15 protein-coding genes are annotated in these 17,293 nt (G+C 73.5%); 12 read left to right on the forward strand and 3 right to left on the reverse strand.

The features are described 5' to 3' along the window. Positions 1 to 559 precede the first annotated feature (559 nt). Positions 560 to 2,407, reverse strand: a complete 1,848-nt coding sequence (locus ACFC1F_RS37575) for an MFS transporter (protein WP_376165375.1) — start codon at positions 2,405 to 2,407, stop codon at positions 560 to 562. A 112-nt stretch (positions 2,408 to 2,519) separates the two neighbouring features. Here ACFC1F_RS37575 and ACFC1F_RS37580 point away from each other — a divergent pair, with 112 nt between their 5' ends. The 10 genes from ACFC1F_RS37580 to ACFC1F_RS37625 all read left to right on the forward strand — a co-directional run bounded on the left by ACFC1F_RS37580 (position 2,520) and on the right by ACFC1F_RS37625 (position 13,516). Then, the gene (locus ACFC1F_RS37580; RefSeq protein ID WP_209413528.1) at positions 2,520 to 3,146 is read left to right on the forward strand and encodes a TetR/AcrR family transcriptional regulator; all 627 of its coding nucleotides are present in this window, start codon (positions 2,520 to 2,522) and stop codon (positions 3,144 to 3,146) included. Between the two features lie 191 nt (positions 3,147 to 3,337). Further along, the gene (locus tag ACFC1F_RS37585) at positions 3,338 to 3,679 is read left to right on the forward strand and encodes a PqqD family protein (protein WP_209413527.1); all 342 of its coding nucleotides are present in this window, start codon (positions 3,338 to 3,340) and stop codon (positions 3,677 to 3,679) included. Positions 3,680 to 4,070: 391 nt separating this feature from the next. Further along, positions 4,071 to 5,831: an LCP family protein gene (locus tag ACFC1F_RS37590; RefSeq protein WP_376165377.1), complete on the forward strand. Its 1,761-nt coding sequence runs from the start codon at positions 4,071 to 4,073 to the stop codon at positions 5,829 to 5,831. Positions 5,832 to 5,948: 117 nt separating this feature from the next. Further along, on the forward strand, positions 5,949 to 6,395 hold the full coding sequence (locus tag ACFC1F_RS37595) for an SRPBCC domain-containing protein (protein ID WP_376165379.1): 447 nt from the start codon (positions 5,949 to 5,951) through the stop codon (positions 6,393 to 6,395). 215 nt (positions 6,396 to 6,610) lie between these two features. Beyond that, positions 6,611 to 7,396, forward strand: coding sequence for a VOC family protein (locus ACFC1F_RS37600; RefSeq protein ID WP_209413524.1), 786 nt, complete (start codon positions 6,611 to 6,613; stop codon positions 7,394 to 7,396). Positions 7,397 to 7,505: 109 nt separating this feature from the next. Then, entirely contained in the window at positions 7,506 to 8,255 is a 750-nt protein-coding gene (locus tag ACFC1F_RS37605; RefSeq protein WP_376165381.1) for an HAD family hydrolase, read from the forward strand. Beyond that, entirely contained in the window at positions 8,252 to 10,666 is a 2,415-nt protein-coding gene (locus ACFC1F_RS37610) for a glycoside hydrolase family 65 protein (protein ID WP_376165383.1), read from the forward strand. Before ACFC1F_RS37605 ends, ACFC1F_RS37610 begins: the two co-directional genes overlap by 4 nt. Before the next feature lie 180 nt (positions 10,667 to 10,846). Continuing rightward, entirely contained in the window at positions 10,847 to 12,565 is a 1,719-nt protein-coding gene (locus tag ACFC1F_RS37615) for a pyruvate dehydrogenase (protein ID WP_376165394.1), read from the forward strand. Positions 12,566 to 12,635: 70 nt separating this feature from the next. Then, complete coding sequence (locus ACFC1F_RS37620) at positions 12,636 to 13,271, forward strand: helix-turn-helix domain-containing protein (protein ID WP_209413521.1); 636 nt, start codon at positions 12,636 to 12,638, stop codon at positions 13,269 to 13,271. 32 nt (positions 13,272 to 13,303) lie between these two features. Beyond that, complete coding sequence (locus tag ACFC1F_RS37625; protein ID WP_376165386.1) at positions 13,304 to 13,516, forward strand: DUF6126 family protein; 213 nt, start codon at positions 13,304 to 13,306, stop codon at positions 13,514 to 13,516. Between the two features lie 49 nt (positions 13,517 to 13,565). Here the strand turns inward: ACFC1F_RS37625 and ACFC1F_RS37630 are convergent, their stop codons facing one another. Further along, positions 13,566 to 15,017, reverse strand: coding sequence for a PLP-dependent aminotransferase family protein (locus tag ACFC1F_RS37630; protein ID WP_376165388.1), 1,452 nt, complete (start codon positions 15,015 to 15,017; stop codon positions 13,566 to 13,568). Between the two features lie 112 nt (positions 15,018 to 15,129). Continuing rightward, positions 15,130 to 15,624 (reverse strand): MarR family winged helix-turn-helix transcriptional regulator, encoded by a 495-nt coding sequence (locus tag ACFC1F_RS37635; protein WP_148643457.1) that lies wholly within the window; start codon positions 15,622 to 15,624, stop codon positions 15,130 to 15,132. A 165-nt stretch (positions 15,625 to 15,789) separates the two neighbouring features. On the opposite strand from ACFC1F_RS37635, the gene ACFC1F_RS37640 reads away from it, so the two are divergent. Together ACFC1F_RS37640 and ACFC1F_RS37645 are read left to right on the forward strand one after the other, a co-directional pair. Beyond that, complete coding sequence (locus tag ACFC1F_RS37640; RefSeq protein WP_376165390.1) at positions 15,790 to 16,086, forward strand: DUF1330 domain-containing protein; 297 nt, start codon at positions 15,790 to 15,792, stop codon at positions 16,084 to 16,086. A gap of 162 nt (positions 16,087 to 16,248) precedes the next feature. Continuing rightward, complete coding sequence (locus ACFC1F_RS37645) at positions 16,249 to 17,148, forward strand: sigma-70 family RNA polymerase sigma factor (protein ID WP_376165392.1); 900 nt, start codon at positions 16,249 to 16,251, stop codon at positions 17,146 to 17,148. Positions 17,149 to 17,293 lie beyond the last annotated feature (145 nt).

Genomic DNA, 17,293 nt, shown 5'->3' on the forward strand with positions numbered 1-17,293 from the left:
CGGCCCGCCCCGCCCCCCCGCCTCCCCGCCCCGCCCGCCCCGTCCCCCCGCTGCCTTCCCCCTGGGCTCCGGCGGCACGGGCCTTTTCACGTGCCCGGGCCCGGTTGCCGGTTGGCGGGCCCGGGGCGGGAGTTCGGCCGGGGGAGGGGGTCCGTCGCCGCCGGCCGTCCCCTTTATTCGTCCCCTTCACCCGTTCCCTTCCACCCGGCCTTCCCTGGCGGGCCGTCGCCGCCGGGACGCTGTACGGCCGGCCACCGCGCTCCACCGGGCGGCCCCACACCGTGCGCCCGCCGACCCGCCCAGTCGTAGGGCGGCCCGGAAGCCCCGAGGCCTGGAAGCCCGAGGCCAACCACCGGCCCTGATGTCCGGAGCCCCGCCCCCGGCCGCCCCGCCCCCGGCTGCCCCGCCCCCGGACGTCCCGGGGCCCGCAGTCCCGCAGCCCCCGGAGCACGGGAAGCCCCCGGCCCCGGCCGCCCCGCCCCCGGATAACAAGAAGCGTGTGCCGGACCAGGTTTCCCGGTCCGGCACACGCTTCGGTTGCCGCTGTCGTGCCGTTCACTCACCGCCGTTCGAAGGGGTTCTCCTCACCTCCCCGGCGGTGCCGCGCCCGGCTCAGGTCCGTGGCGCCGTAGGAGTCATCCGTGCCGTAGGAGTCGCCGGTGCCGTAGGAGTCACCGGCGCCGTAGGTGCTCGGGGCGCCGTACTGGCCGGTGCGGTCCTGGCCGCCGAAGTAGTCCGTCTCCTTCGACGCCCCGTACCCGGCGGACCGGTCCTGGGAGGTGCCGTAGGTGTCGTAGCCGTACGGGTTCTGCGCGCCCTGGAAGGCGTGGACCGGCTGCGGCTCGGGCTCGTGCTGCACCGGGGCCTCGGTGGCCGCCGGCTCGTCGGACTTGGTCGGGATGGTCACCTTGCGCAGCAGCGTGAAGGCCAGCAGGGCCATCAGGACCAGCAGTCCGGCCGCGGTGAACATCGCCGTCTGGAGGCCGTGGGTGAAGGAGGTGCGGGCCGCGTCGGCGAGCGCCTCGCCCAGGTCCTTCGGCATCCGGGTGGTGACGTCGAGGGCGGTGCCGAGCGTGTCGCGGGCCGATGCGAGCGTCGCCGGGGCGACTCCCTCGGGGGCGTTGTCGGCGAGGTCGGCGCGGTACACGGCGGTGCCGACGCTGCCGAGGATGGAGATGCCGAGCGCCCCGCCGAACTCGGTGGCGATCTGGGAGAGGCCGGACACCGTGCCCGCCTTCTCCGGCGGCGCGGTGGAGATGATCATGTCGGAGGAGATGGTCAGGACGAGCGTGATGCCACCGGCCATGCCCGCGGTGCCGGCGACCAGCGCGGCGATGCCGGTGCCGCCGTCGACCTGGCCGAGGATCGTGAAGCCGACCGCACCGATCAGCAGTCCGATGCCGACGACGAACGCGGGTCGCACCTTGCGGACGAGGAGCGGTGCCAGCGAGGCGGCGGTCATCGCGGCGCCGGCCGCGGGGAGGGCGTACAGACCGGCGACGAAGGGCCGCACGCCGGCCACCATCTGGAGGTACTGGGTGGTGAAGAGGCTGGAGCCGACCATCGAGAAGACGCCGAGCGTGTTGGCGGCGATCGAGGCGGTGAAGGCGCGGCTGCGGAAGAGCTTGGTGTCCAGCATGGGCTCGGCGAGCATCCGCTGGCGGCGGAGGAAGACGTAACCGACCGTCAGGCCGATCACGATGGTGGCGATCGGCAGGGCGCTCACGCCCTCACCGGCCATGTGCTGCACGCCGTAGATGGTGGGGAGCAGCGCGGCCAGCGAGAGGAACGAGCTGGTGAAGTCGAACTTGCCGGGGTTCGAGTCCTTGGACTCGGGGAGCATGAGCGGCGCGAGCACGACGAGCACCGCCATGACCGGCAGGTTCACCAGGAAGACGGCGCCCCACCAGAACTTCTCCAGGATCGCACCGCCCATGAGCGGTCCGAGCATGGCACCGCCGGCGAACGCCCCGGTCCAGACGGCGATGGCGGTCCGGCGCTGCTCCGCGTTGTGGAACATGTTGCGGATCAGCGAGAGCGTCGAGGGCATCAGCGTCGCGCCACCGACGCCGAGCAGCGCCCGGGTCAGGATGAGCATTTCCGCGCTGCTGGAGTAGGCGCCGAGCGCGGACGCGGTGCCGAAGGCGACCGCACCGAACATCAGCAGCTTCCGCCGGCCGATCCGGTCACCGAGCGTGCCCATCGTGAGCAGCAGCCCGGCCAGCATGAACGGGTAGATGTCGATGATCCACAGCAGCTCCGAGCTGCTCGGTTCCAACGAGCTGCTGATCATGGGCAGCGCGTAGGACAGGACGTGCATGTCAAGGGAGACGAGCAGGACGGGAAGGACGAGGACGGCAAGGCCGATCCACGCCTTCCGGTCGGCACGTTGCGTGTCGGCGTTCATGGTTGAAGCATACGTACGTCCTAGATGCTTGTCTAGTACGCCCGTCTAAGATGTACGAGCGTCTCTGACGAACGTATGTCGCAAACGGCGTTCCGTAGCTACGATGGGGATCGTGGGAAATCGTGAAGATCTGTTGGCTGGTGCCAAGAAATGCCTGCATGAGCGGGGTTACGCCCGGACCACCGCGCGCGACATCGTCGCCGCGTCGGGGGCCAACCTCGCCTCGATCGGGTACCACTTCGGCTCGAAGGAGGCGTTGCTCAGCGAGGCGGTGATCGAATCGTTCGAGGAGTGGGGTACCGAGCTCCGCAGAATCCTCGACGAGGCCACCGATCCCTCGATCGACACGGCCTGGCGGAGCGTCACGGAGTTCTTCGTCTCGCAGCGGCCGATGCTGCTCGCCAGCATCGAGGCGTTCGCCCAGGCCGACCGGGTGCCGGGGCTGCGGGAGCAGCTCGCCCGCGCCTACGAGCGGGCCCGGCTCGCCCTGGCGGCGCCGCTCGGGCTGGACGAGATCGGCGAGGGCGACGAGAAGACGATGCGGCTGGTGGGGTCGTTCCACCTGGCGCTGGTCTCGGGCCTGGGCCTCCAGTGGCTGCTCGACCCGGAGGGGGCGCCGAACGGGGACGAGATCGCCCACGCCATGCGGGTGTTCGTCAACGCGGTCGACCATGCCGGGGCCGCCGCGGACGGCGCCCCGACGGAGGGTGGAGTGCCGGCGGCCACGACCGCCGACTGAGCCGGCGCGTCCGGCACCCCCTATGGGGCGTGGGGGGCTAACTCCACCCCTCATAGGGGGCTTTGGCAGGTTCTCGCGACCGCGGGCTCGCCCTAGCCTGGCACTGTTACCGACAGCGGTCGGCCGTGCGTGAGGAGCTACCGCTTCCGAAGGCCGGTTGCCGGGCACCGGCCAGCCAAGAGGAGCTTGCGTTGAGGGAGGACGAGGAGATGTGGACGCGGGTGCGACCCGTGTCCGGCGTGACCGGCTCCGTCGGGGCCGGGGGCACGCTCGAACTGCGCCGGGACGCCACCGGCGCGCGGTGGACCGGAGGGGCCTCCGCGGCGGCGATGTGGATCGCCCTGCAACAACACGGGTGGCGCCTCGACGCCACCGCGATCGACCTGGGCCGGGCCTGGGGGATGGACCCGTTGCTGGTGCGGGTGGCACTCGGCCGGTGGGTGGACGAGCTCCTGGAGCAGGGCGTGGTCGAGGACGCCAGCGAGCCGTGCCTGCGCAACAACCCGCCCGGCGGCCTGTCCGAGCAGACCTGACGCTTCGCCACCCCTCACCACCCCTTGCGCCCGACCCGCCGTTCACCTGCCGCGCACCCCTTCCCGGGAGGCGGGCCCGGCGTTGCACGGGCCCTTTCCGCCGGACGGCGTGAGAAGGGCGTTTCCCGGGCCCGCGCACGCGTCGGCCGGTGGCCTCCGGGCAGGTGCCCGAGCCGCTCGGGCGGGCCGAGAAAATATGACCGGCTTGTATGCTCCGAACGGGGCTCCTGTGATCGCGGGGGCTCCGGAGGGGGTGCGGGGGCGGTCTCAGGGGGCGTTCGTCGGTCATTACGACCTTCGTATGTGCAACCCGGGGGCACTTCAGGCCGTCTCTCTGTGTGTAGCGCGCCCCTGAGGACGGGCGCCGCGTCCGCCGGTGAAAGGTACACGGATGTCAGGTCAGTGGGGCGAGGGCCCGGCTCGTGGTGACGACGCGCCCGGTGCGCTCACGACCGACGACGGCGGCGGGGTGCCGCAGCCACGGAGCGGCGGGCGGGCCGAGGCCCGGCGCGCGGCCCAGGGCAAGGGCACACCGGGCAAGGGCGGCGAGGCGGCCCCCGAGGCGTCGGCGGCCGGCGGGCGCGCGGCGGCCCGCAACAGCCGCAAGCCCAAGAAGAACGTGAAGAAGATCGTCGCCTGGTCGGCGGCCGGTGTGCTCGTGCTGATAGCCGGTGCGGGCGGCGCGATCTACCTCAAGCTGAACGGCAACATCAAGTCCTTCGACGCGGACGCCATCGCCACCGACCGCCCGCCGGAGGCCCAGGCCGACGCGGACGGCAACAAGCCGGTCAACGTGCTGCTGATCGGCTCCGACAGCCGGGGCAAGAACAACTCCGACCTCGGTGGCGGCGAGGACGGCGGCGCCCGCTCGGACACCACGATCCTGCTGCACGTCTACGCCGACCACAAGCACGCCGTCGGCATCTCGATCCCGCGCAACGCCAAGGTGGCGATCCCGCCCTGCAAGCTGCCGAACGGCAAGTGGACCAAGGGGACGTCCAGCGACCTCTTCAACGCGGCGTTCTCCACCGGCGGGACCGACGACGGCAACCCGGCCTGCACCCAGAACACCGTCGAGAAGCTCACCGGCATCCGGGTCGACCACACCATCGTGGTGGACTTCCAGGGCTTCTCCGCGATGACCTCGGCGGTCCACGGGGTGGACATCTGCCTGCCGAAGCCGATCTCCGAGGGTGACATCAACCCCAAGCTCGGCAGGAAGGGCAATGTCGTCCTGCCGCAGGGCAAGCAGAAGGTGGAGGGCCAGAAGGCGCTCGACTACGTCCGGCTGCGCCACGGCATCGGCGACGGCTCCGACATCGGCCGGATGAAGCGCCAGCAGGCCTTCCTCGGCTCGCTCGCCTCCAACATCAAGGGCCAGGGCCTCAACCCCACCACCCTGCTGCCGCTCGCGGACGCCGCCACCAAGTCGATGGTCGTCGACCCCGGTCTCAGCTCCGCCGACAAGCTGCTCTCCTTCGGCCTCTCGCTGAAGAACATCGACATGCACGACCTCAAGTTCGTGACGGTGCCCTGGCGCTACCGCACCCAGGACCAGGACCTCGACATCATCGAGTCCGACGCCAAGAAGCTCTGGGACACGATCAAGGCCGACCGGACCCTCGACGGCCAGAACGCCACCGGCGAGCAGCCGGCCGAGGCCACCGCGTCCGCCGCGCCGAGCGCGCCGGCCGCGACCACCACGGCGCCGCCCGCCCCCGACGCCGGCAACTCCGCCGTCAAGGTGGCCGTCTACAACGGGACCACCACCTCCGGGATGGACGGCAAGGCGGCCGAGCTGCTCAAGGGGGCCAAGTTCAACGCCACCAAGGCGGGCCCCGCGGCCAGCACCAAGCACGCGAAGACGGTCGTCGAGTACGGCTCCGGCCAGAAGGCCAACGCCGACAAGGTCGCCGAGCTCTTCCCCGGCGCGACCGTCGAGGCCGGCTCCTCGCCGGGCGTCATCGTGGTCGTCGGCAAGGACTTCGCGGCCGCCAACGGCGGCGGCGCGGCCTCCGCGGCCGGCTCGGCCGCCGCCGGCGCGCCGTCCACCCCGGCGGCGCCGGTCCCGCTGCCCACCAGCGTCACCGAGAACACCCGCTCGGCGGACGACGACATCTGCGCCGGCACCACCTACGGGAGCGGTGGATAACGCAGGGTAGCGGCCGGCCCGGCCGCGCCGGGGCCCGGGATGTGCCGATCCCGGGCCCTGTGCCATGGTGGCCGGAGGGGGACCGATCGGGGGGCGCAGGCCCGAAAGGCGGACCCCATGGCCGAGATCGCCCTGCAGCTCGACATCGCCGCACCCCGCGACGTCGTCCTCGCCGCGCTCAACACCCACGACGGGCTGGCCGGCTGGTGGACCACCGAGGTGGCCCGCGAGGGGGACGTGCTGCTCTTCGACTTCCCCGGCGTCCCGGAGCCGTTCCGGCTGCGCCGCGAGCGGGCCGACCGGGACCGGGTGGTCTGGACGAACGTCGGCACCTTCCCCCCGCACTGGGCCGGCACCTGGATCAGCTGGGACCTCGCCGGGCAGCCCGAGGCGCCCGAGCGCACCCGGCTGCTGTTCCGCCACGGCGGGTGGCAGCCCGGCACCGAGGACGGCGTGCCGATGGTGGCCGGCACCTGGGCCGAGCTGCTGGTCCGGCTCAAGGACTACGCCCAGAGCGGCAAGGTCCAGCCGTACTTCGTGAAGCCGACGCCGCACGACTCGTAAGGTCCCTCCCGGCCCGCCGGGCGTCCGTCACCCGCCCGTCGCCCGGCGGGCGCCGTCCGGTGGCGGGAAGACGGGGGCGCGGCGATGGTGGGCGGTGTACCGCCGACCGGCCGTACCTCCGCCGTACCCGCGCAGCCCCCGCCGGGGCCGCTGCCGGGACCGGACGTGCGCCCGGCCCGCCCCGGCGGTGGACGACCGCTCCTGGAGGCCCAGCAATGCCCGCAGTGAACGCTCCGTACAAGCCCGGCACCCCGTGCTGGGTCGACCTGATGGCGAGCGACCAGCAGGCCGCGATCGACTTCTACCGTGACCTCTTCGGCTGGCAGGGCGAGATCGGCCCGCCCGAGTTCGGCGGCTACGCCATGTGCCTGCTGAACGGCAAGCCGGTCGCCGGGATCATGGCGCAGGCGGCCCCCGAGGGCCAGCCCGTCCCGCCGGTCGGCTGGACCACCTACCTGGCCTCGGACGACGCCGACGCCACCGGCCGGGCGATCGCCGAGAGCGGCGGCACGATCCTCTACCCGGTGATGGACGTCGGCACCGTCGGCCGGATGCTGGTCGCCGCCGACCCGGCCGGTGCGGTGTTCGGCGTCTGGCAGAAGGTCGACTTCATCGGCGCCGGCGTCGTCAACGAGCCGGGCTCGCTGGTCTGGAGCGAGCTCAACACCACCGACCCCGACGCGGTCGGGACGTTCTACCAGCGGGCGCTGGGCCTGCGCGCGGCGACGATGGAGGGCGCGGAGGGCTACTACTCGCTCAGCGTCGACGACCGGGCGGTGGCCGGCATGCAGAAGGTGGCCGACTACCTCGCGCCCGGCACGCCCCCGCACTGGATGACCTACTTCTCGGTGGACGACACCGACTCCACCGTGGACGCCCTGGTCAAGGCCGGCGGCTCGGTGATCCAGCCGCCGTTCGACATGCCGGCCGGCCGGATGGCGGTCGTCACCGACCCGCAGGGCGCCGTCTTCGCACTGATCGCCTCGCCCGGCACGCCGTAGCGCGCCACCGTCCCCGGAGCCGTCCGGCCCGGCCCGGGAAGCCGCCCGATCCCGCGACGCGCCGCCGGGAATGGGCGGCTTCCCCGTGTCCGCGGGTGAGACTGCACCCATGCTGGGGCTACCGGACGACATCCGCGCTTTCCTCTTCGACCTCGACGGGGTGCTCACCCAGACCGCCAAGGTGCACGCCGCGGCCTGGAAGGACACCTTCGACGCCTTCCTGCGCGCCGAATCGGCCCGCACCGGTGGGCAGTTCGTCCCCTTCGACGCCGTCGACGACTACGACGCCCACGTCGACGGCCGCCCGCGACTCGACGGCACCCGCGCCTTCCTGGGCAGCCGCGGCATCGACCTGCCCGAGGGCACCGACGCCGACCCGCCCGGCGCCCGCACCGTGCACGGGATCAGCCGGGCCAAGAACGACACCGTGCTGAGGATGATCCGCGAGCAGGGCGTCCAGCCGTACGAGGGCTCGGTCGCGTACGTGCACCGGCTGCGGGAGCTCGGGCTGCCCAGCGCGGTGGTCTCCTCCAGCGCCAACTGCCGGGACGTGCTGCGCGCCGCCGGCATCGAGGAACTGTTCGACGTGATCGTGGACGGCGTGGTCGCCCGGCGCGAGGGCCTGCCCGGCAAGCCCGCGCCCGACACCTACCTGGCCGCCGCCCGGGCGCTGGGCGTCGAACCCGCGCACGCCGCCGTCTTCGAGGACGCGCTCGCCGGGGTCGCCTCCGGGCGGGCCGGAGGCTTCGGCGCCGTGGTGGGCGTGAACCGCACCGGCCAGGCCGACGAACTGCGCCGCGACGGCGCCACCGTGGTCGTCGACGACCTCGCCGACCTGCTGGAGGAGGGAACGGCATGACCAGCCTGGACAACTTCAGCGTCGACCCCTGGCAGATCGCCGAACAGGGCCTCGACCTGACCTCGATGGCCCGCGCCGAGTCCGTCTTCGCGCTCTCCAACGGCCACATCGGCCTGCGCGCCAACCTCGACGAGGGCGAGCCGCACGGGCTGCCCGGCACCTACCTCAACGGCGTCTTCGAGCTGCGCCCGCTGCCGTACGGCGAGGGCGGCTACGGCTACCCGGAGTCCAGCCAGAGCGTCATCAACGTGACCAACGGCAAGATCATCCGCCTGTTGGTGGACGACGAGCCCTTCGACCTGCGCTACGGCGAACTGATCAGCCACCGGCGCTGGTTGGACTTCCGTGACGGGCTGCTGCGGCGCGAGGCGGAGTGGACCTCCCCGGCCGGGCGGACGATCAGGGTGTGCTCGACCCGGCTGGTCTCGCTCACCCAGCGGGCCATCGCCGCCGTCGAGTACACCGTGGAGGCGGTGGACGGGCCGGTGCGGATCGTCCTCCAGTCGGAGCTGGTCGCCAACGAGCAGCTGCCCGGCGGCCCCGAGGGTGACCCGCGGGCGGCCGCCGTGCTGGAGGCCCCGCTCCTCGCCGAGGTGCACCACGCCGGCGGCAGCAAGGCCGTCCTGGTGCACCGCACCCGGTACAGCGGCATCCGGGTGGCCGCCGGGATGGACCACGTCATCGAGGGTCCGGAGCGGCTGGACACCGTCGCCGAGGCCGAGGCCGACCACTGCCGGATCAGCGTCACCACCGTGCTCGAACCCGGCGTGCGGCTGCGGCTGGTCAAGTTCATGTCCTACGGCTGGTCCGCGACCCGCTCGCTGCCCGCCGTCCGGGACCAGGTCGAGGCCGCGCTGACCGCCGCCCGGTACACCGGCTGGGACGGCCTGGTGGCCGAACAGGCCGGGTTCCTCAAGGAGTTCTGGGAGACCAGCGACGTCGAGATCGAGGGCGACGTCGAACTCCAGCAGGCCGTTCGGTTCGCCGTCTTCCACGTGCTCCAGGGGGGCGCCCGGAGTGAGGAACGGGCCATCCCCGCCAAGGGGTTGACCGGTCCCGGGTACGACGGGCACAGCTTCTGGGACACCGAGACCTACGTCCTTCCCGTGCTCACCTACTGCCTGCCCTCCGCCGTCAACCAGGCACTGCGCTGGCGCCACACCACGCTCCCGCTCGCCCGCGAGCGGGCCGGCCAACTCGGGCTCGCCGGAGCGGTGTTCCCGTGGCGGACGATCCGCGGCGAGGAGTGCTCCGGCTACTGGCCGGCCGGCACCGCGGCGTTCCACATCGGCGCCGACATCGCCGCCGCCGTCGCCCGCTACGTCAGGGCCACCGGCGACGTCGAGTTCGAGCGCGAGTACGGGCTGGCGCTGCTGGTCGAGACCGCCCGGATGTGGCGCTCGCTCGGCCACCACGACGCCGTCGGCAAGTTCCGCATCGAGGGCGTCACCGGGCCGGACGAGTACAGCGCCGTCGCCGACAACAACGTCTTCACCAACCTGATGGCGCAGAGCAACCTGCGCGCCGCCGCCGAGGCCGCCGGCCGGCACCCGCGCGAGGCCACCGCCCTCGGCGTCGACACCGAGGAGACCGCCGCCTGGCGGGACGCCGCCACCGCGATGTTCGTCCCCTACGACGAGAACCTCGGCGTCCACCCGCAGGCCGACGGCTTCACCGACCACCAGCTCTGGGACTTCGAGCGCACCCCGCCGGAGAACTACCCGCTGCTGCTCCACTACCCGTACTTCGACCTGTACCGGAAGCAGGTGGTCAAGCAGGCCGACCTGGTGCTCGCCATGCAGGTCCGCGGGGACGCGTTCACCGACGAGCAGAAGGCCCGCAACTTCGCCTACTACGAGCGGCTGACCGTCCGCGACTCCTCGCTCTCGGCCTGCACCCAGGCGGTGATCGCCGCCGAGGTGGGCCAGCTGGACCTCGCGTACGACTACACCGCCGAAGCGGCCCTGATGGACCTGCACGACCTCGGCGGCAACACCAGCGACGGCCTGCACATGGCCTCGCTCGCCGGCGCCTGCATCGCCCTGGTGGCCGGGTTCGGCGGGCTCCGCGACCACGGCGAGACGCTCTCCTTCCGGCCCCGGCTGCCGTCCGGACTGATGAAGCTCGGCTTCTCGCTGATGGTGCGCGGCCAGCTGCTCGGCGTCCGGATCACCCACGACGGGACGACGTACACGCTGCGCCGCGGCGATGTGATCCACCTGCGGCACGACGGCGAGGCGGTCCAGGTGAAGGCGGGCCGGCCGGTCACCCTTCCGACCACCGTGCCGCCCGTCCAGGAGCGGTGCAGCCAGCCCCCGGGCCGCGAGCCCGCCCGCCGTCAGCCCCAGGCCGGCGTGGCCGCGGGCACCCTGGGCACGGGCCCGGGCACGGAGCACCTCGCGGCGGAGTAGCGGCCAGGCGCCCCCCAGGCCCCGGGGGCGCCGCGTCCGCCGACCACTCCTTCGGCCGGCCGTCACCCCTTCGGCCGGTCCCCGCATGCGCCGCCCTCCCGCGCGCAGGAGGGTGCTGGTGTCCTGTGGCAACCGGCGGCCGGTGAAGGAGTGCCCCCCGTGGTGAGTGTGGCCGAGCAGATGGTCGAGGTGCTCCGGCAGGCCGGGGTGGAGCGGGTGTACGGGGTGGTCGGTGACAGCCTCAACCCGGTCGTGGACGCGATCCGCCGGGCCGACGGGATCAGCTGGGTGCACGTCCGCAACGAGGAGGCCGGGGCCTTCGCCGCGGCCGCCGAGGCCGAGCTCAGCGGCCGCCTGGCGGTCTGCGCGGGCTCCTGCGGCCCCGGCAACACGCACCTGATCCAGGGGCTGTACGACGCCCAGCGCAGCGGCCTGCCGGTGCTCGCACTGGCCTCGCACATCCCGTCCGCGCAGATCGGCACCGGCTTCTTCCAGGAGACCCACCCCGAGCGGGTGTTCACCGACTGCAGCAGCTGGTGCGAGACGGTCTCCACCCCGGCCCAGATGCCCCGCCTGGTCCGGGTGGCGATCCAGCACGCGCTGGGCGCCAGGGGCGTCTCCGTGCTCGCCTTCCCGGGCGACGTCGCCGCGCTGGGCGCCGACGGGCCGACCGGCACCAGCCACTTCCTCACCGAGCAGGCGGTCGCCGCGCCGCCCTGGTCCCAGGTGCAGGCGCTCGCCCGGGCGCTCAACGAGGCCCGCACGGTGGCCCTGTTCTGCGGTGCGGGTGTGCGCGGGGCACATGCGGAGGTGCTGGAGGTCGCGCAGGCCCTGCACGCGCCGGTCGGGCACTCCCTGCGCGGCAAGGAGTGGATCCAGTACGACAACCCGTACGACGTCGGCATGAGCGGCCTGCTGGGCTACGGCGCCTGCCACGAGGCGCTCTTCGCGGCCGACCTGGTGCTGTTGCTCGGCACCGACTTCCCCTACGACTCCTTCCTGCCGCAGGCCCGCACGATCCAGGTGGACCACGACGCCACCCGGCTCGGCCGCCGCACCCCCCTCGAACTCGCCGTGCACGGCGACGTCTCGGCCACCCTGCGCGCCGTCCTGCCGCTGCTGGAGCCCAAGGACCCGCACGACCGGGCGTTCCTGGACGAGATGCTGAACAAGCACTGCCGGGCCCTGGAGGACGTGGTCGGCGCCTACACCCGGGACATCGAGAAGCACCTGCCGATCCACCCCGAGTACGTGGCCTCGGTGCTGGACGAGGTGGCCGCCGACGACGCGGTGTTCACCGTGGACACCGGCATGAACAACGTCTGGGCCGCGCGCTACCTCCAGCCGAACGGCCGCCGCCGGGTGATCGGCTCGTTCCTGCACGGCTCGATGGCCAACGCCCTGCCGCACGCGATCGGTGCCCAACTGGCCTGCCCCGGGCGGCAGGTGGTGGCGATGGCGGGTGACGGCGGGCTGTCGATGCTGCTCGGCGAGCTGCTCACGGTCGCGAAGCACCGGCTCCCGGTGAAGACGGTGGTGTTCAACAACGGTGCGCTCGGCATGATCAAGCTGGAGATGCTGGTCTCCGGCTACCCGGAGTCGGAGATCGACAACGGCGACGTGGACTACGCCGGGATCGCCCGGGCCATGGGCGTCCCGGCGAAGCGGGTCACCGATCCGGCGCGGGTGCGGGAGGTGCTGGCGGAGGCGCTGGAGCGGCCCGGCCCGGCGCTGGTGGACGTGGTCACCGACCCGAACGCGCTCTCGATCCCGCCGCACATCACCGCGGCCCAGCTGAAGGGTTTCGCCCTGGCGGCGGGGCGGACGGTGCTCTCGGGCGGGGTCGGGCGCATGATCGACCTGGCCCGGAGCAACCTGCGGCACATCCCCCGGCCGTGAGCCCCTGCGAGCGGTTTGCCTCTGAGGCAAATTTCTTGCCCCTGCGGCACGTGGGGTGTCCACTGGTCACATGACCACCAGCCCACCCGGCCCCTCCGCCACCGGCGACCAGCTCGACGACCAGGAGGTCGCCGGCCTCGCCGCGAGGCTGCGCGAGCACCGGCTCGGCAGCCGCCTCACGCTGGAGGTCGCCGCCGCCCGGGTCGGTCTCTCCCCAGCCTATCTGTCCCGGCTGGAGACCGGCCGCCGGCAGCCCTCGCTGCCCGTCCTGCTGGGCCTCGCCCGCGCCTACGGCACCTCCGTCTCCGGCCTCCTCGGCGAGGCCATGGTGGAGCCGGACCCGGTGGTGCGCGGCGGCGCGATCGAACCCGGCCGCGCGGGCGGCTGGGGCTACCGCCGGGCCGGTGCACCCGGACGGGCGATGCAGGCACTGCGCGTGCACGTTCCCCCGGGAGTGCAGGACGCGGTGGTCCGGGTCCACCCGGGCGAGGAGTGGCTCTACGTCCTCCAGGGCCGGCTGAGGCTGACCCTCGGCGACCGCGTCCACCTCCTCGCGGAGGGCGACTCCGCGCACTTCGACTCGCTCACCCCGCACTGCATCGCCGCCGACTCGGCGGACGGGGTGGAGCTGCTCTTCGTCCACACCCTGCTGCAGAGCCCCGGTGGCGAACTCTGTCTCGGCGGCGGCCCTGCCGCACCCCACTGACCGCACGTCAGAACTCCCGGAGGAGATCTCCCATGGCTGATCCCGCCACCATCCCCGCCGCCATCCCCGCGGCCGTTCCCGGCGCCTCCGGCGAGGCCCGCGCCGCCGACGCCCCGAAGACCATCGACGCCGGCAAGTGGGCCAACCGCCGGGTCGGCATCCGGGTGCTGATCTACATGGTCGCCACCCACGGCTTCGCGGGCTTCATCATGCTGCTCTTCGAGCTGGGCAACCGCAACAAGTAGCCCGTCCGGCAGGCCTGTTCGGGCCCCGCTGGACGCCGCCCGCGGCCCGTCACCGCTCCCGCAGCAGCTCGCAGAGCGCGTCCAGGGCGGCCGGGAAGGTGCGGTCGGGCGGGGTCCCGTAGCCGACCACGAGGGCGGGCGGGGCGTCCGGGGTGAGCCCGGGCTCCGCGAGGTGCCAGGTGAGGCCGCTGAGGACGAGTCCGGCCGCCTCCGCGCGGGCCAGCAGCTCAGCCTCCGGCGGTGCGCCGGGCGGTAGTTGCAGCACGGCGTGCAGGCCCGCGGCGATGCCCGTCACCCGGACGTGCGGGGCCCGTTCGGCGAGCGCCTCGACGAGCCGGTCGCGGCGGCGGCGGTAGTGCAGCCGGGAGCGGCGCACGTGCCGGTCGTAGGTGCCGGAGGTGATCAGCTCGGCGAGCGTGAGCTGGTCGAGCACCGGCGACATGGTGTCGGCCAGCTGCTTCAGGCGGGCCACCGGCTCGACCAGTGCGTCCGGCAGCGCCAGCCAGGCCAGTCGCAGACCGGGGGCGAGGCTCTTGGCGGCGGTGCCCGCGTACACCACCCGCTCGGGGTCGAGCGCCTGCATCGCGCCCAGCGGCTGCCGGTCGTAGCGGAACTCGCCGTCGTAGTCGTCCTCGATCACGTACGCGTCGTGCCCGCGCGCCCAGGTGACGGCGGCGGCCCGGCGTTCGGCGGCCAGCGCCACCCCGGTCGGGTACTGGTGGGCGGGTGTGAGCAGCACGGCCGCGTCCCGCCGCCCGTGCAGCAGGTCGGTGCGGGCGCCGGACCCGTCCAGCGGCAGCGGGGCGGGGGTGAGTCCGGCGGCCCGGACGATCTCGCGCTGCGGCGGCAGTCCGTAGCCCTCGACGGCCAGCGAGCGGGCACGGGCTCCGCGCAGGGCGCCGCAGAGCAGGCCGAGCCCTTGCGAGAACCCGGCGCAGACCAGCAGGTGGTCGGGGTCGGTGCGGACCCCGCGCACCCGGGCCAGGTAGTCGGTGAGTGCCTGTCGCAGCTCGATCCGCCCCAGCGGGTCGCCGTAGTCGAACGCCTCGTGCGGCGCGGTGGCGAGCGCACGCCGGGCGGCGGAGAGCCAGGCGCTGCGCGGGAAGAGCGAGACGTCCGGCCGCCCCGGCATCAGGTCGTACCGGCCGGTGCGGCGGCCGCGCGGCTGCCCGGCCGCCCGCCGGGCCGGGCGCGGCGTCGTCCGCTCGGCCACCGTGGTGCCGGAGCCCTGCCGCGAGGTGAGCCACCCCTCGGCGGTGAGCTGCCCGTACGCCTCGACCACGGTGTTGCGGGCGATCCCGAGGTCCTCGCCGAGTGCGCGGGAGGACGGCAGCCTCGTCCCGGGCGCCAGCCGGCCGTCCTGCACCGCCTCCCGCAGTGCGTCCTCCAGCGCCGCCCGGACCCCGGCGCCGGCGGCCCGGCGTCCGGTGAGGTCCAGGTGAAGGTCGCCGCCGAAGGCGGTCCACGCGGTGGTGCGGGTGCTGGCCCGGGAGGGGGTCATGGGCTGAGGGCCGTTCCGTGCGTTCCGTCGCCGATGGTGTCCGTAGGGTGATTATCGCCTTACGGCCACGGCGCGGTTGGCAGCGAGCAGTTCGCGGTTCGCGGCCCGCGGCTCAGCCGTGGTCGCCGAGGGAGAGCAGGAGCTTGCGCAGCACGCCGGTGAGGAGCTCCCGCTCCTCCGGGGTCAGGGCCTCGATGAGGCTCAGCTCGTTGGCGAGGTGTCCCTCGATGAGGCCGTCGGCCAGGCGGCGGCCCTCGTCGGTGAGGCTCGTGCGGACCAGGCGGCGGTTGTCGGGGTCGGTGGCGCGGGTGACGAGCCCCTTGGCGGCGAGCCGGTCGATCCGGTTGGTCAGGGCGCCCGGGCTGATCATCGCGGCCCCGGCCAGGTCGCCCATCCGGAGGGTGCTGCTGTCACCGGCCCGCAGCAGGGTCGCGAGGACGTCGTACTCCCAGGACTCCAGGCCGTTGGCCTCGAAGTAGTCCTTGATCCCCTGCTCCAGGAGCCGGGACGCACGGAAGATCCGGACCACCACGCCGATCGGCGAAGTGTCCAGGTCGGGCCGGATGGCCTGCCACCGCTCGATGACCTCGTCCACCGCATCGTTCACGCCGTCAGGCTAGCAGAAGCTTCGACGTTGAACTGTTTGACATCGATGTTGGCGGGGCCTACCGTTCATCACGGCGATCACTTCGACGTCAAAACATTCGTCATTGAAGGGTTGGCTCGGGTCCCGGGCTACCGCCATGGCGATTCAGGGGAGAGGGAGCACGACATGCACTACGTGGTCATCACCAGGAGCGACAGCACCCCCGACGGCGACCTGGGCCACTACCTGGCCAACGTCGGCGCGACCATGGAGCCCTACGGCGGCTGCCTCCTGGCCTTCGACGCGCCGCAGCGGCTGGAGGGTGCCGGGGGCTTCACCAGGACGGCCGTCCTGGAGTTCCCGACCGGGGAGGCGGCCCGCGGCTGGTACTCCTCGGCGGCCTACCAGGAGATCGCGGCCTGGCGCATCGCGACGATGGGCAGGCAGGTCGACATCAACCTCGTGAGCGGCGTGCCGGCCTAGGTGAATCCGCGCCCGTCACCCGGGTGACGGGCGCTCAGGACCCTTTCCCCGCAGGTCCGGAGGCGGTGGGAGGGCACCCCGCATCGGGCCGGGTGCCGCGCGGGCCCGGCCGGTTATCGTCCTTCCAAGGCACCGACGGATCAGAGCGCGGGGATGTGACGGGTGAGCGGGGACGATTTTCAGGCGCGGGAGTTCGAGGAGCACCGGCCCCAACTGCGGGCGGTCGCCTACCGGATGCTGGGCTCGCTGAGTGAGGCCGAGGACGCCGTGCAGGAGGCCTGGCTGCGGCTCAGCCGGACCGACACCACCGAGGTGGAGAACCTGGGCGCCTGGCTGACCACCGTGACCGGCCGGATCTGCCTGGACCTGCTGCGCTCGCGCACGGCCCGGCGCGAGGACCCGCTCCAGGGCCAGGACGGGCGGGAGTTCCGGCTGCCCGACCCGGTCGTCGGCGCCTTCGGGGTCGTGGACCCCGAGCAGGAGATCCTGATGGCCGACTCGGTCGGCATCGCGCTGATGGTCGTCCTGGACACCCTCGCCCCGGCCGAGCGGCTCGCCTTCGTCCTGCACGACCTGTTCTCCGTGCCGTTCGACGAGATCGCGCCGGTCCTCGGCCGTACCTCCGCCTCCACCCGGCAGCTCGCCAGCCGCGCCCGCCGCCGCGTCCAGGGAGCCGCGCCCGCCCCCGACACCGACCGGTCCCGGCGCCGCGAGGTGGTGGACGCCTTCCTCGCCGCCGCGCGCGCCGGGGACTTCGACGCGCTGCTCGCCGTCCTGGACCCCGACGTGGTGGCCCGCTCCGACGGCGGGACGCTGCGCCCCGGCCTGGTCCGCCGCGGCGCGGCCGACGTCGCCTCCCAGGCGGTCACCTTCGCCCGCTTCGCCCAGGACGGCCGCCCGGTGCTCGTCAACGGCGCGCCCGGCATGCTCGCCCTCGCCGACGGCCGGCCGCTCTCGCTCATGGCGTTCACCATCCACGGCGGCCGGATCATCGCGCTGGACTTCCTCACCGACCCGGAGCGCCTGGCGCGGCTCGACCTGTCGGCCGTCCTGGACGGCTGAGCCCGGAGCGGCGGCGCGGCGGGCCGGTTGCCCGCCCCGCCCCCCCCCCGGCCGGGCCGCCGTGCGCCGGGCGGCGCGGGCGGCGTTCGCCGGGTCGGGCCGGGCCGGCGTGCGCCGGGGCGGCGGGGGCGCCGATCATCGTCGA

Origin of the sequence: Kitasatospora sp. NPDC056181 (genome assembly GCF_042266225.1) — a bacterium.
Lineage (GTDB): Bacteria > Actinomycetota > Actinomycetes > Streptomycetales > Streptomycetaceae > Kitasatospora.